Source organism: Acidovorax sp. DW039 (genome assembly GCF_037101375.1).
Lineage (GTDB): Bacteria > Pseudomonadota > Gammaproteobacteria > Burkholderiales > Burkholderiaceae_C > Acidovorax.
The window spans coordinates 4,708,842-4,721,962 of record NZ_AP029019.1 but is presented as its reverse complement, the minus strand read 5'-3'; the positions used below and the strand labels follow the sequence as shown (position 1 = coordinate 4,721,962).

Annotated in this window: 13 protein-coding genes; 9 read left to right on the top strand and 4 right to left on the bottom strand. The window is 65.5% G+C overall.

The window, feature by feature from the left end; genetic code table 11:
- The first annotated feature begins 18 nt into the window (after nucleotides 1–18).
- The 8 genes from AACH87_RS21160 (at nucleotide 19) to AACH87_RS21125 (ending at nucleotide 6,742) form a co-directional block, all read left to right on the top strand.
- Nucleotides 19–792: an AzlC family ABC transporter permease gene (locus AACH87_RS21160; RefSeq protein WP_338799047.1), complete on the top strand. Its 774-nt coding sequence runs from the start codon at nucleotides 19–21 to the stop codon at nucleotides 790–792.
- Complete coding sequence (locus AACH87_RS21155) at nucleotides 789–1,124, top strand: AzlD domain-containing protein (protein WP_338796536.1); 336 nt, start codon at nucleotides 789–791, stop codon at nucleotides 1,122–1,124. Before AACH87_RS21160 ends, AACH87_RS21155 begins: the two co-directional genes overlap by 4 nt.
- Nucleotides 1,125–1,207: 83 nt before the next feature.
- Nucleotides 1,208–1,351, top strand: coding sequence for a hypothetical protein (locus AACH87_RS21150; RefSeq protein ID WP_338796535.1), 144 nt, complete (start codon nucleotides 1,208–1,210; stop codon nucleotides 1,349–1,351).
- Complete coding sequence (locus AACH87_RS21145; RefSeq protein WP_338796534.1) at nucleotides 1,348–2,544, top strand: phosphoglycerate kinase; 1,197 nt, start codon at nucleotides 1,348–1,350, stop codon at nucleotides 2,542–2,544. Before AACH87_RS21150 ends, AACH87_RS21145 begins: the two co-directional genes overlap by 4 nt.
- A 217-nt stretch (nucleotides 2,545–2,761) precedes the next feature.
- Nucleotides 2,762–3,592, top strand: coding sequence for an orotidine-5'-phosphate decarboxylase (pyrF, locus tag AACH87_RS21140; RefSeq protein ID WP_338796533.1), 831 nt, complete (start codon nucleotides 2,762–2,764; stop codon nucleotides 3,590–3,592).
- A 45-nt stretch (nucleotides 3,593–3,637) separates the two neighbouring features.
- Entirely contained in the window at nucleotides 3,638–4,534 is an 897-nt protein-coding gene (locus tag AACH87_RS21135; RefSeq protein ID WP_338796532.1) for a LysR family transcriptional regulator, read from the top strand.
- A gap of 205 nt (nucleotides 4,535–4,739) precedes the next feature.
- Nucleotides 4,740–5,753, top strand: a complete 1,014-nt coding sequence (locus AACH87_RS21130; RefSeq protein WP_338796531.1) for a tripartite tricarboxylate transporter substrate-binding protein — start codon at nucleotides 4,740–4,742, stop codon at nucleotides 5,751–5,753.
- A 2-nt stretch (nucleotides 5,754–5,755) separates the two neighbouring features.
- A complete protein-coding gene (locus AACH87_RS21125; RefSeq protein WP_338796530.1) occupies nucleotides 5,756–6,742 on the top strand; it encodes a succinylglutamate desuccinylase/aspartoacylase family protein in 987 nt (328 codons plus the stop codon).
- Nucleotides 6,743–6,768: 26 nt separating this feature from the next.
- On the opposite strand, the gene AACH87_RS21120 is transcribed toward AACH87_RS21125, so the two are convergent.
- The 4 genes from AACH87_RS21120 to adh form a co-directional block, all read right to left on the bottom strand.
- Complete coding sequence (locus AACH87_RS21120; RefSeq protein WP_338796529.1) at nucleotides 6,769–7,215, bottom strand: hotdog domain-containing protein; 447 nt, start codon at nucleotides 7,213–7,215, stop codon at nucleotides 6,769–6,771.
- A gap of 216 nt (nucleotides 7,216–7,431) precedes the next feature.
- Entirely contained in the window at nucleotides 7,432–7,866 is a 435-nt protein-coding gene (locus tag AACH87_RS21115) for a DUF779 domain-containing protein (protein ID WP_338796528.1), read from the bottom strand.
- A gap of 12 nt (nucleotides 7,867–7,878) precedes the next feature.
- Nucleotides 7,879–9,033: an L-threonine dehydrogenase gene (gene yiaY, locus AACH87_RS21110; RefSeq protein ID WP_338796527.1), complete on the bottom strand. Its 1,155-nt coding sequence runs from the start codon at nucleotides 9,031–9,033 to the stop codon at nucleotides 7,879–7,881.
- 127 nt (nucleotides 9,034–9,160) lie between these two features.
- Nucleotides 9,161–10,684, bottom strand: coding sequence for an aldehyde dehydrogenase (gene adh / locus AACH87_RS21105; RefSeq protein WP_338796526.1), 1,524 nt, complete (start codon nucleotides 10,682–10,684; stop codon nucleotides 9,161–9,163).
- A 306-nt stretch (nucleotides 10,685–10,990) separates the two neighbouring features.
- Between adh and AACH87_RS21100 the strand changes: the two genes are divergently transcribed.
- A complete protein-coding gene (locus AACH87_RS21100) occupies nucleotides 10,991–13,066 on the top strand; it encodes a sigma-54-dependent Fis family transcriptional regulator (protein ID WP_338796525.1) in 2,076 nt (691 codons plus the stop codon).
- Nucleotides 13,067–13,121 lie beyond the last annotated feature (55 nt).

Sequence of the window (13,121 nt, the reverse complement as noted above, 5' to 3'; positions counted from 1 at the left end):
CGCCACCCGCACTTTCGCATGGCTGGCAAAGACATGCTAGGCACCTCTCTGGGCATTGGGGCCTGGGGCCTGGTGACCGGCGTGGCCATGATCAAGAGCGGCATGTCCCTGCCCATGGCCGTGTTCATGTCGCTTGTAGTGTATGCAGGCAGCGCCCAGCTGGCCGTCATCCCGCTGCTCACGGTGGGCGCACCCCTGTGGGTGATCTGGCTCACGGCGGCCTGCGTCAACCTGCGTTTTGTCATCTTCAGCAGCATGTGGCGCAACTACTTTGCCCATCTACCCTTGCGCTGGCGACTGGCCACGGGCTACTTCAGTGGCGATGTGATCTTTGTCGCGTTCATGAAGCGGTTTCCGCAGCAGACGCCCGAGCCTGAGCAGGTGCCGTACTTCTGGGGCGCAGCCTGCACCAATTGGCTGTCGTGGCAGGTGCCCTCGCTGCTGGGCATTGCGCTGGCCAACGTGGTGCCACTGTCGTGGGGCCTGGGCTTTGCGGGTGTACTGGCGCTTTTGGGGGTGTTGCTGTCCCTGCTGTTTGACCGCGCTACCTGGCTGGCCACAGGCGTGGCCGCCACGGCAGCCATCGCGGCTTTTGCGTTGCCGCTCAAGCTCAACATCCTGGTCGCCATTGCGGCGGCGGTGGCGGTGGGCTTGCTGATCGAGGCGGTAGAGCACCACCGCAACCCCCCTGAGCTGCTGCTGGTGCCCGCCGACGAACAGCTCCCGGCCGACGAGAAACAGCATGTGCGCGACGGCGATGTGGTGCCGGTACGCGAGGAGCGCCATCCATGAACTGGTCCTGGGTTGAGCCCGTCATTGCCATCCTGGGGCTGGCGGTCATCACCGTCATCTCCCGCTCGTTCTTCATGATCCCTGAGCGCGAAATGTCCATGCCCGACTGGCTCAAGCGCGGGCTGAAGTACGCACCCCTAGCCGCGTTGACCGCAGTCATCGCCCCCGAAATCCTCATGACCCAGGGCGAGCTGATCCACACCCTCAAGGACGCACGACTGCCCGCAGTGCTTCTGGCCAGCAGCTACTACTTCTGGAAGCGCGGCATTCTGGGCACGATCGTGGTGGGCATGTGTGTGTACCTGCCGCTGCACATTGGCCTGGGGTGGTAGAGCGGACACCAGAGTTGCCCTTGGCACTTCCCCCCTCCAGCGAAGCCAGTCGCACAGACCTCGCTCACCAGGGAGTGGGCCTCATGGAAATTGAAACCACCGCTCGGGCTGAGCCTCTCGAAGCCTCGCGCGGCGCTTCGGCCCAGGTGAGCGGCTTCAAGTCGATGGCTGCCGAATCCATAAAATGGCGGGCGACAAGACCGATTCACTCCACCCTCTCGCCATGAACATCCTTCGCTTTTCCGATCTGTGCGCCCAGGGCAAGGCCCGCAACCAGCGCGTCTTCATCCGTGCCGACCTGAACGTGCCGCAAGACGACGCAGGCAACATCACCGAAGACACCCGCATCCGCGCCTCCATCCCCGCCATCCGCATGGCACTGGACGCCGGTGCCGCCGTCATGGTGACCAGCCACCTGGGCCGCCCGACCGAAGGCGAATTCAAGCCTGAAGACTCTCTTGCCCCCGTGGCCAAGCGCCTGGCCGAGCTGCTGGGCCGTGAGGTGCCTCTGGTGGCCAACTGGGTGGATGGCGTGCAGGTCGCGCCCGGCCAGATCGTGCTGCTGGAAAACTGCCGCCTCAACGTGGGCGAAAAGAAGAACAAGGAAGAGCTGGCCCGCAAGATGGCCCAGCTCTGCGACATCTTTGTGAACGACGCGTTTGGCACCGCCCATCGCGCCGAAGGCACCACCTATGGCATCGCGCAGTTCGCCCCCATAGCCTGCGCAGGCCCGCTGCTGTCAGCCGAGATTGACGCCCTGACCAAGGCCCTGGCCCAGCCCCAGCGCCCCCTGGCCGCCATCGTGGCGGGCTCCAAGGTGTCCACCAAGCTCACTATCCTGCAAAGCCTGTCCAGCAAGGTGGACCAGCTCATCGTGGGGGGCGGCATTGCCAACACCTTCATGCTGGCGGCGGGCCTGCCCATCGGCAAGAGCCTGGCCGAGCCCGACCTGCTGGACGCCGCCAAGGCCGTGATGGCCGCGATGAAGGCCCGTGGTGCCGAAGTGCCCATCCCCACCGATGTGGTGGTTGCCAAGACCTTTGCAGCCGATGCCCCCGCCACCGTGAAGGCTGCCACCGACGTGACCGCCGACGACATGATTTTGGACATTGGCCCCGAGACGGCAGCCCGTCTGGCAGCCCAGCTCAAGTCGGCAGGTACCATCGTCTGGAACGGCCCCGTGGGCGTGTTCGAGTTTGCGGCCTTTGAAAACGGCACAAAACAGCTTGCCAAAGCCATCGCTGAGTCTTCGGCTTTCAGCATTGCGGGCGGTGGCGATACGCTGGCGGCCATTGCCAAGTACGGCATCGAAAAGCAGGTGGGCTATATCTCCACTGGGGGCGGCGCTTTCCTGGAAGTGCTGGAGGGCAAGACCCTGCCCGCGTTCGAGATTCTGGAAAAGCGCGCAGCCGGAAACTAAGAGCGGCCAACACAACCCCCCCTGGCGTCGTTGTCCCGTCTTGTCGTACCACTCGTACTGCCTGCGACGGAACGCCTAGCCAGGGCCGCTTCGCTGGGTCGTGTTAGCCGCTCTAAGCGCCTTCTGTGCTCGCTCAAGGCCGCCCGCGGGGTGGCCTTTTTCATGGGCGGCTTCATCCGCGGCCTGTTTCTGCAGCACCCACCTAAAATCACCCCTCATGACCTTCATCGACACACTGCGCGCTGCCACCACGCAAAACCAATCCATGCTGTGCGTGGGCCTGGACCCTGAGCCCTCCCGCTTTCCCGCCCATATGAAGGGTGATGCCAGCAAGATCTACGACTTTTGCGCAGCCATCGTCGATGCCACGGCCGATCTGGTGTGCTCCTTCAAGCCGCAGATTGCCTACTTTGCCGCCTACCGGGCCGAAGACCAGCTCGAACGCCTGATGGAGCACATGCGGCGCACGGCCCCGCAGGTGCCTGTCATCCTGGACGCCAAGCGTGGCGACATCGGCTCCACCGCCCAGCAATACGCCAAAGAGGCGTTTGAGCGTTACGGCGCAGATGCGGTCACGCTCTCGCCCTTCATGGGTTTTGACTCCATCGAGCCCTACCTGGCCGCTTACCCCAGCAAGGGGGCTTTCTTGCTCTGCCGCACCTCCAACCCCGGTGGCGACGACCTGCAAAACCAGCGCCTGGCCAGCATTGAAGGCCAGCCCCTGATGTACGAACACATTGCCAGACTGGCCCAAGGCCCCTGGAACCTGAACGGCCAGCTTGGGCTGGTGGTGGGTGCCACTTATCCGCAAGAGATCGAGCGCGTGCGCAGCATTGCGCCCACGCTGCCGCTGCTGATTCCCGGTGTGGGTGCGCAGGGCGGTGATGCGGTGGCCACCGTGCGTGCGGGGCTGCGCAGTGATGGGCCCATCATCGTGAATTCTTCGCGTGCGGTGCTGTATGCATCACAAGGGGAAGACTTTGGCGCCGCAGCCCGCACTGAGGCGCTGCGCACCCGCGCCGTGCTGGAGGCTGCGCGCAGCGCCTGAGCGCTGATGAAAGGCGCATGAGCTGTTGAGCAGGCCCGCCCCACCATGCAGCTCAAATGGCTTGAAGACTTCATTGCCCTGGCGCATGAGCGCAGTTTTACCCGCGCTGCCGAGGTGCGCCATGTCACCCATCCCGCATTTGGCCGCCGCATCCGCGCGCTGGAGACCTGGGCTGGCACCCCGCTGGTAGAGCGGGGCGCAGGCCCGGTGCGCCTCACGGCCGCCGGGCAGGCCTTTCTGGATACCGCCGAGCAGATGGCGCGCAATCTGGCCCAGTCGCATGATGAGCTGATGGCCATTGCGGGGCGGCAAGCCCGCACCGTCACCCTCTCCACTGGCCGTACGCTGGCCCGTACCGTGGTGGCTGACTGGCTGGTGCGCTTGCGCCCCCATCTAGCGGACGGAGAGCTTCGTATCCTGACGCGTTCGCTGGCCGATGCTGTGCTCGATCTGCAGCAGGGCGTGGCGGACTTTTCCATCCTCTATCACCACCCTTCCCTGGTTGTGCCGCTGGACGGGCGGCAGTTCACCCACCTGGCTCTTGCCACCGACCGGCTGGTGCCTGTCGCCAGAGCTGATGCCCAGGGGGCTCCGCGTTACAGCCTGGGGGCAGGGCGCGCCCCTGTGCCCTACATCGCGTTTGGTCGCACGCTGGCGCTGGGGCGGCTGGTGGAGGATCTGCTGGCCCACCACCCGCAAGCTGCCCGCCTGCAGAAACTGGTGGAATGCGACTCGCCCGATGCCAACTACGAATACGTGCGCAAGGGGCTGGGCGTGTCGTGGCTACCGTGGTCCATGGTGCATGCCGATTGCAAGGCGGGTGTGCTGGCGCTGGCGGCAGGCAAGGGGCTGGAAGTGAAGTTCGATGTACGGCTGTACCGCCCCAAACGGCGGTTGAGTGCCTTTGCCGAATCGCTCTGGGCGCACATCACCCATTCTTGAATACGCCGCCAGTTTGCCGGGCAAGGCAGGTAGTGCCTGCCAAAGGCGCTGCGAAAAGATCGGCCACGGGCCAGAAATCCCCGCGTGTCCTCGTTGAGAAAGACCATGCCGGAGGATGCAAATGGCACCGCCTTGTGCCATTTCGGCACCACAGGCCGTGGTGGCGCTTCGCACAATGAACGCACAGCCCCACCGAGGAAAAACCATGCGCACTCCTGCTCCTTCCCTTGTCCCTTCACGGGCCCCAGCCCGTCGTTATGCCCTGGCGGGCCTGGCCTTGGCTGCCCTTGCCTGCCTGGCAACCGCGCCCGCAGCGGCAGAAGCCACCTATCCGTCCAAACCCATCACCATTGTGGTGGCCTACCCACCCGGTGGCAGCACGGACCTGATGGGGCGCATGCTGGGCACCGAGCTGTCCAGCCGACTGGGCCAGCCAGTGGTCATTGAGAACATTGGCGGTGCGGGTGGTGCCATCGGCGCGGCCAAAGTGGCCGTTGCCCAGCCTGATGGCTACACGCTGCTCGTCGGTGCCAGCAATGAACTGGCCATCAACAAGCTGGTCACCAAAAAGGTCAGGTACGACATCAAGGACTTCACCGCCATCGGGCTGATCGCCTCCCAGCCGCTGGTGCTGGTGGCGTCGCCCGCATCCGGCGTCAAGAACGCGGCGGACTTCGTGCAGCGGGTGGCCAAAAGCCCGGGCAAGTACAGCTACGGCAGCTCGGGCGTAGGCACCTCGCTGCACCTGGCGGGCGAGATGCTCAAGGACCAGGGCAAGCTGTTCATGACGCACATCCCCTACCGCGGCGTAGCCCCCCTCACCAATGACCTGGTGGGCAACAACCTTGAGTACGGCGTGTTTGTGCTCTCCAGCGGTCTGCCGCATATCAAGAGTGGCAAAGTGATTGCGCTGGGCACCACAGAGGCCAAGCGTTCGCCACTCACCCCCGATATTCCGGCCCTGGCAGAGCTGCCCCAGTTCAAGAACGTGGACATTGGCGTGTGGTTTGCGCTGATGGCCCCGGCCCAGCTGCCCAAGCCTGTCTACGACAAGCTGCGCAAGGCCCTGGTAGACACCCTGCAGTCCGCCGAATTCCGCAAGAAGATGGAAGCCACCGGTTCCGTCGTGGCTTCCCCCGCCGTGGACACCGACAAGTACATTGCCAGCGAGATCGCCAAGTACCAGAAGATCGTGCAGTTCGCGAAGATTGAAGAATGAACATGACCCAGAACAACGTGACCCCATCCCCTGCCTTTTTACTGGGCGTTCCAGACATCGGGGCATGGCGTGCCGGCAATACCGGCGTGGAGGGGGTGTGGCGGTTTGAAAGCGGCACGCCAGGCCGCAACGTGATGGTGAGCGCGCTGGTGCATGGCAACGAGCTGTGCGGCGCATGGGCCCTGAAAGGGCTGCTGGAGGCGGGCGTGCGGCCCGAGCGGGGGACGCTCACGCTGGCGTTCTGCAACCTGGAGGCGTTCGACCGCTTTGATCCACAGCGGCACGATGCCTCTCGCTTCGTGGACCACGACATGAACCGCCAGTGGGTGGATGAACGCATGGACGCGGGCGATGGCAGTGACCGCCGTCGCGCTGCGGCCCTGCGTCCTTTTGTCGCGCAGGCCGACTGGCTGCTGGACATCCACTCCATGCACGAGCCCTCCGCCCCTTTGCTGCTGACAGGAATGCAACCGCGCAACCTGCAACTGGCGCGTGCCATGCGCTCGCCAGAGTACATCGTGGTGGATGCGGGCCACAAGGATGGTGTGCGCATGCGCGACTACGGCCGGTGGGGGTTGCCCGACGCACAGGGCGGAGATACCCGGTCACTGTTGATCGAATGCGGATTCCACGGCGACCCGGCCAGCCTGGAGGTAGCGCGTGACCAGTGCGTGCGCTTTCTGGAGCAGTCTGGCGTGGTGGGTGCGCTCTGCCTGGAGCGCCAATTGCACGGCTGGCGCATGGCCGATGCACCGCGCCAGTGGGCGCTGGAGGTGACCGAACCTGTGGTTGCCAAGAGCAGCGGGTTCCGCTTTACCGAGCCGTTCACGGGGCTGGAATGCATTGCCCGCCAAGGCACCGTCATCGGGGACAACGATGGTGAGCCTGTGCTCACTCCCTACGATGACTGCGTCCTCGTGATGCCATCGACCCGTCAGGCCCAACAAGGGGTGACGGTGGTGCGCTTTGCCCGCCGCACATTGCTGTAGCTGGAGGAGGCCCGGGCGGCAAGCGCTCAGTGCGAAAGCCGGGCTGCCTCGACCTGCCCGCGCACCAGCTGGGCCAGGGCCACATCGCCCGGCGTTTCGGGGCTCCAGCGGTCCACGGGGCGGGGGGTGCCAGTCTCGTCGGGCGAGACGAACACGGCCACGCAGTGCGTCACTTCCTGAAATGCCTCGCCCGGCTGGGGGCCGCTGCGCACTTCAATGAAGATGTTCATGCTCGACGTGCCGGTGTAGGCAAGGCGGGCTTCCACCTCCACCATGGCACCGGGGTTGATGCCATGCATGAAGCGCATCTTGCCAAAGCTGGCCGCCACGCAGGGCGATTTGGCCCACTGGCTGGCCACCACGCTGGCGGCCTCATCAATCCACTTCATGACGGTGCCCGCAGCAATGCGGCCCGCGGGGTTGTCCGTGGAGGTATCGGCCAGAAAACGCAAAACGGTCGAAGTCGTGGTCATGGGCAGCCGCCGGCAGGAGCGAAGGGAAAAGATCTGGAAAAGATTTTTCGTCCCATTATTCATGAGAGCCGCAGCCCCCGTGTCACCGTTGCAGTCCTGAATGTGACCTTTTGTAGTGATCGCTTTCCCGGTGCTGTGCACCGCAAGGCATCATTTGCTATGTTTTTAGTAGCTGTTTGCGCTTATCCATAAAGCGCTAGAGCTGATTTGTGTCATTCATGGCGGCGCAGTAGCCCCTGTGGGCGGGGGGGCCTGCTCCAGCGCAGCCAGCTCGGTCGCAGTGAATACCCGGGACCGCGTGTGGAAGGCTTTGCCCTCCGGCCCCTCCAGCGAGAACGTGCCGCCGCCGTGCCCGTCTATCACATCGATGATGAGCTGCGTGTGCTTCCAGGTTTCGTACTGGGCTTTGCCGATGTAGAAACGGCAGCCCCCGATATCGCCCAGGTACACATCGCCCGCACCCATGGTGATCTCGCCGGGCAGGTAGCAGTTGGCGGCGCTGTTGTCGCAGCAGCCACCGCTTTGGTGAAACATCAGCTCTGGGCCATGCTTGGCCTTCAGCACGGCCACCAGCTCCAGCGCCGCAGGTGTAGCCACCACCCGTGGGGGTGGCAAGGGCGCGGAGCCCTGGGGGAGCACGGCGGTGTCCATGGCCTTCGGGCGTCAGGCCGTCATGGCCCCGCGGAAGATGCCTTCAATGTCGGCCTGCGTGGCGCGGCGCGGGTTGGTCAGGCCGCAGGCATCCTTGAGTGCATTGGTGGCCAGCAGCGGAATGTCGGATTCCTTTACGCCCAGATCGCTCAGGCACTTGGGAATGCCAATGTCCAGCGCCAGCTGGCGGATGGCGGCCAGGCACGCCTGTGCACCGGCCTCGGCGTCCAGCCCCGCCACGTTCACACCCATCGCATGGGCCACATCGCGCAGGCGTGCGGCGGATGTGGGCACGTTGAACGCCTCCACATGCGGCAGCAGCAGCGCATTGCACACGCCATGGGGCAGGTCATAAAAGCCGCCCAGCTGGTGCGCCATGGCATGCACGTAGCCCAGCGATGCGTTGTTGAACGCCATGCCTGCGAGGAACTGCGCATACGCCATCTGCTCGCGGGCGTTCAGGTCGTCGCCATGGTTCACGGCGGTGCGCAGGTGGCGGGCAATCAGCTCCACCGCCTTCAGCGCGCAGGCATCGGTAATGGGGGTGGCGGCGGTGGACACATACGCCTCCACCGCGTGTGTCAGCGCATCCATGCCGGTGGCGGCGGTCAGGCCCTTGGGCTTGGCCAGCATCAGTTCGGGGTCGTTGACGGACAGGATGGGCGTGACGTTGCGGTCCACGATGGCCATCTTGATGTGGCGCGTTTCGTCGGTGATGATGCAAAAACGCGTCATCTCGCTGGCCGTGCCTGCGGTGGTGTTGATGGCCACCAGGGGCAGCTGCGGCTTGGCCGAGCGGTCCACCCCCTCGTAGTCGGCAATCTCGCCGCCGTTGGTGGCGCACAGGGCAATGCCCTTGGCGCAGTCGTGGGGCGACCCGCCACCCAGCGAGATCACAAAGTCGCACTGCTCGGCCTTGAGCTGCGCCAGCCCGGCGCGCACATTGCCTACGGTGGGGTTGGGCTGGGTGCCATCAAACACCACCGATGCAATCTGCTGCTCGGCCAACTGGGCCTGGATGCGCGCTGCCACGCCCAGCTTGCTAAGCACCGCATCCGTCACGATCAGGGCCTTGCGAAACCCGTGGCCCTTCAGCGCTGCCATGGCCTCCTGCAGGCAGCCTGCACCCATGATGTTGACACTGGGCATGAAAAACGTACTGCTCATCGTGAACCTCCTTGATGGATCAAACGACGGCCTGGGCTGCAGGGCCTGCAGCGGGCCGCTTCGCCAAAAATCGTACGCCCGTCAGGACGCGGTGAAGCGGCCAGGCCGCCTCAACCCTTGATGCCCGTCAAAAGAAGCCCAGCTTGTTCTCGCTGTAGCTGACCAGCAGGTTCTTGGTCTGCTGGTAGTGGTCCAGCATCATCTTGTGCGTCTCGCGGCCAATGCCCGATTCCTTGTAGCCGCCAAACGCTGCGTGGGCAGGGTAGGCGTGGTAGCAGTTGGTCCACACGCGGCCAGCCTTGATGGCGCGGCCCATGCGGTAGGCAACGTTGCCATTGCGGCTCCACACACCGGCACCCAGGCCGTACAGCGTGTCGTTGGCGATCTGCAGAGCCTCGGCTTCGTCCTTGAAGGTGGTCACGGCCAGCACGGGGCCGAAGATTTCTTCCTGGAAGATGCGCATCTTGTTGTGGCCCTTGAACAGCGTGGGCTGCACGTAATAGCCGCCTTCCAGGTCACCGCCCAGGTGGGCCTGGCCGCCGCCGGTCAGCACTTCAGCGCCTTCCTGCTTGCCCAGGTCCAGGTAGCTCAGGATCTTGGTGAGCTGCTCCTTGCTGGCCTGCGCGCCCATCATGCTGTCGGTATCGAGCGGGTTCTGGTGCTTGATGGCGGCCACGCGCTTGAGCACCCGTTCCATGAAACGGTCGTAAATGCTTTCCTGGATCAGCGCGCGCGATGGGCAGGTGCACACCTCGCCCTGGTTGAACGCAAACAGCACCAGGCCTTCAATGGCCTTGTCCAGGAACGCATCGTCTTTGTCCATCACATCGGCAAAGAAGATGTTGGGGCTCTTGCCACCCAGCTCCAGCGTGGCGGGGATGAGGTTGTTGGCAGCGGCCTGTGCAATCACGCGACCGGTGCTGGTGGAGCCGGTGAAGGCGATTTTGGCAATGCGCTTGCTGGTGGCCAGCGGCATGCCTGCCTCGCGCCCAAAGCCGTTGACGATGTTGAGCACACCGGGCGGCAGCAGGTCGGCAATCAGTTCGGCCAGAATGAGGATGGAAATCGGCGTGCTCTCTGCGGGTTTGAGCACCACGCAATTGCCTGCGCCCAGGGCCGGCGCCAGCTTCCACGCCGCCATCAGGATGGGGAAGTTCCACGGAATGATCTGACCCACCACGCCCAGCGGCTCGTGGATGTGGTACGCCATGGTGTTCTCGTCAATCTCGCTGATGCCGCCCTCTTGCGCCCGCACACAGCCTGCAAAGTAGCGGAAGTGATCGACGGTGAGCGGGATGTCGGCGTTCAGCGTCTCGCGGATGGCCTTGCCGTTGTCCACCGTCTCGGCGTAGGCCAGCAGTTCCAGGTTCTGCTCGATGCGGTCGGCAATTTTGAGCAGGATGTTGGCGCGGGTGGCGGCATCCGTCTTGCCCCACTTGTCGGCCGCGGCGTGTGCGGCGTCCAGCGCCAGCTCAATGTCTTCGGCGGTGGAGCGGGCGGCCTGGGTGTAGACCTTGCCGTTGACGGGCGAGATCACATCAAAGTACTGGCCCTTGACCGGGGCCACGAACTGGCCGCCGATGAAGTTGTTGTAACGGGGCTTGTAGACGATCTTGGCGCCAGCGGCGCCGGGGGCTGCGTACACGGTCATGTTTGTCTCCGAACGTTGTTGTGGGCACCGGGCCTGCGCCGCCGTAGCGTGCGGACCCGATGGCAGCCCCTAATCAAGAGCCGTGCCAGCGCAGCGGCAGCCCACTGCGATGGGTAAGTGCTTGATTTCATTGGGTTGTGGGGTGGCGCATCTCCTGTCCGCTGTCACGCCTGGCATCTGCCCGTGTGTTCTGTACAGCGACACCTGTCACACAATGGAACACCTGCGCACGGTTTCACGGGGTTTGCGCCAACGCCCTTGCGGCGGGGCCTTCGGCCCCTCATACTGGTCGCCAAGCGGGGCACCATGACCCTGCACGGAGACAAGCGCGTGCGACCTACCCATCCGACGGTGGCCCTGCGACAGGCCCGCCAGCACCTGATCGAATCCGGCCAGTGCCCCAGCGGCCTGGTGGATGAGCGCCTGGCCCGCTCCTGGGCTCGCAGCATGGCCGCTGGCCTGGCCCCTACGGGGCGGGCGCAGCCGGTAGAGCACCCCAGCAGCGGCACCCTGCGGCAGGTGCTGGCCAGCAACCCTGAGCTGCTGGCCCACTCCCGCCCGGTCATGGAATACCTTTTTGAGCAGGTGCGCCACAGCCAGAGCGTGGTGGTGCTGGCCGACCGGCACGGCATGCTCATGCACACGCTGGGCGACCCGCAGTTTGTGAGCAAGGCCGAGCGCGTGGCGCTGACCCGGGGCGCGTCGTGGCACGAAGCCCACCGCGGCACCAACGCCATCGGCACCGCGCTGGCCGAAGGCATGGCCATCGAGGTGCACGGCGGCGAGCATTTTCTGGAACGCAACAGCTTTCTCACCTGCGCCGCCTCGCCCATCCTGTCGGCCACAGGCGAGCTGCTGGGCATTCTCGACATCTCGGGCGACTGCCGCGCGGGACACGCCCACACGCTGGGCCTGGTCAGCACCGCCGCCCGCATGATCGAAAACCGCCTGCTGGTGGCCACCTGCAAGCGCCACATCCGGCTGCACCTGCACCGCGACCCCGAAGGCATCGGCAGCGTGGCCGAAGGCGTGCTGGCCGTCTCGCCCGATGGCTGGATCGTGGGGGCCAACCGCGCCGCCCTGGCCCAGCTGGGCCTGCGCAGTGCCGATGTGGGGGCCACACCGCTGGCCCAAGTGCTGGATGCGCGGCTGGACGACCTGCTCTCACACCACCGCCGCCGCCCCCAGCAGCCCCTGCCTTTGCGCGAGCGCGGCGGCAGCCTGCTGTTTGCTCTGGTGCAGGTGGATGCTGCGCTGTGGCCGGGTACCAGCCCGGCAGGCCCTGCGCGTTTGCAGGCCCAGCCGGTGGCCGATGCAACACCATCCCTTGCCGACGCCCTGGCGCGGCTGGACACGGGCGACGCCCGCTGGCGCGCCGCTGCCGACAAGGCCCGGCGCGTGGCGGGCAAGCCCATTGCGGTGCTCATCCAGGGCGAATCAGGCGTGGGCAAGGAAGTGTTTGCGCGGGCCTTGCACGCCAGCGGCCCCCGACACGCTGGGCCTTTTGTGGCCATCAACTGCGCCGCCATCCCTGAGAACCTGATCGAGGCCGAGCTGTTTGGCTATGTGCCCGGGGCCTTCACCGGCGCACGCAAACAGGGCAGCCCCGGCCGCCTGCGCGAGGCGCATGGCGGCACGCTGTTTCTGGACGAAATTGGCGACATGCCCCTGGCCCTGCAAACCCGCCTGCTGCGGGTGCTGCAAGAGCGCAGCGTGACCCCCGTGGGCGGCAGCCAGGCCGTGCCGGTGGACTTTGCCCTGGTCAGCGCCACGCACTGCCAGCTCATGCAGGCGGCAGAGCAGGGCCGGTTTCGGCAAGACCTGTACTACCGCTTGAACGGCCTGACGGTGCACCTGCCCGCCCTGCGCGAGCGCAGCGACTTTCTGCCCCTGACCGAGCGCCTGCTGGCCGACCTGGCCGCCGAGCAGGCCCTGCCCCAGCCCGCGCAACTGGCCCCCGAACTGATTGCCCCGCTCGCCGCCTACGCCTGGCCCGGCAACCTGCGCCAGTACGCCAGCGCCCTGCGCACCGCCTGCGCCCTGCTGGCCGAGGGCGAGGACACCATCACCTGGAGCCACCTGCCAGACGACTTGCAACACGCGCTACAGGCGCTGCAGGCCGCACAGGTCGGATCTGCCATGCCGCCAGAGGTGGACATGGGCGCTGAGCGGGCGGACGCGCCTACCCGCCGCGCTGCTGCAGCGGTCTCGGGTTCCGTGGCTGGTGCCGGGGCAATGGTCCCCCTCAACCTGCAGCAACTCTCCCGCGCCGCCATCGACCAGGCAGTGCAGGCCGCAGGCGGCAACCTGTCGCAGGCCGCCCGCACGCTGGGCATCAGCCGGCAAACGCTGTACCGCAAGCTGGCGGCTCAAAAAGCCTGAATTTGCTACCAATACGATAGCTGCTTGCGCTTGATGGATGAGCGCTGCAGGCTAA

Coding starts and splice junctions, on each gene's coding strand:
- AACH87_RS21160 (WP_338799047.1), top strand. CDS start 19: ATGGCTGGCAAAGACATGCTAGGCACCTCTCTGGGCATTGGGGCCTGG.
- AACH87_RS21155 (WP_338796536.1), top strand. CDS start 789: ATGAACTGGTCCTGGGTTGAGCCCGTCATTGCCATCCTGGGGCTGGCG.
- AACH87_RS21150 (WP_338796535.1), top strand. CDS start 1,208: ATGGAAATTGAAACCACCGCTCGGGCTGAGCCTCTCGAAGCCTCGCGC.
- AACH87_RS21145 (WP_338796534.1), top strand. CDS start 1,348: ATGAACATCCTTCGCTTTTCCGATCTGTGCGCCCAGGGCAAGGCCCGC.
- pyrF (WP_338796533.1), top strand. CDS start 2,762: ATGACCTTCATCGACACACTGCGCGCTGCCACCACGCAAAACCAATCC.
- AACH87_RS21135 (WP_338796532.1), top strand. CDS start 3,638: ATGCAGCTCAAATGGCTTGAAGACTTCATTGCCCTGGCGCATGAGCGC.
- AACH87_RS21130 (WP_338796531.1), top strand. CDS start 4,740: ATGCGCACTCCTGCTCCTTCCCTTGTCCCTTCACGGGCCCCAGCCCGT.
- AACH87_RS21125 (WP_338796530.1), top strand. CDS start 5,756: ATGACCCAGAACAACGTGACCCCATCCCCTGCCTTTTTACTGGGCGTT.
- AACH87_RS21120 (WP_338796529.1), bottom strand. CDS start 7,215: ATGACCACGACTTCGACCGTTTTGCGTTTTCTGGCCGATACCTCCACG.
- AACH87_RS21115 (WP_338796528.1), bottom strand. CDS start 7,866: ATGGACACCGCCGTGCTCCCCCAGGGCTCCGCGCCCTTGCCACCCCCA.
- yiaY (WP_338796527.1), bottom strand. CDS start 9,033: ATGAGCAGTACGTTTTTCATGCCCAGTGTCAACATCATGGGTGCAGGC.
- adh (WP_338796526.1), bottom strand. CDS start 10,684: ATGACCGTGTACGCAGCCCCCGGCGCCGCTGGCGCCAAGATCGTCTAC.
- AACH87_RS21100 (WP_338796525.1), top strand. CDS start 10,991: ATGACCCTGCACGGAGACAAGCGCGTGCGACCTACCCATCCGACGGTG.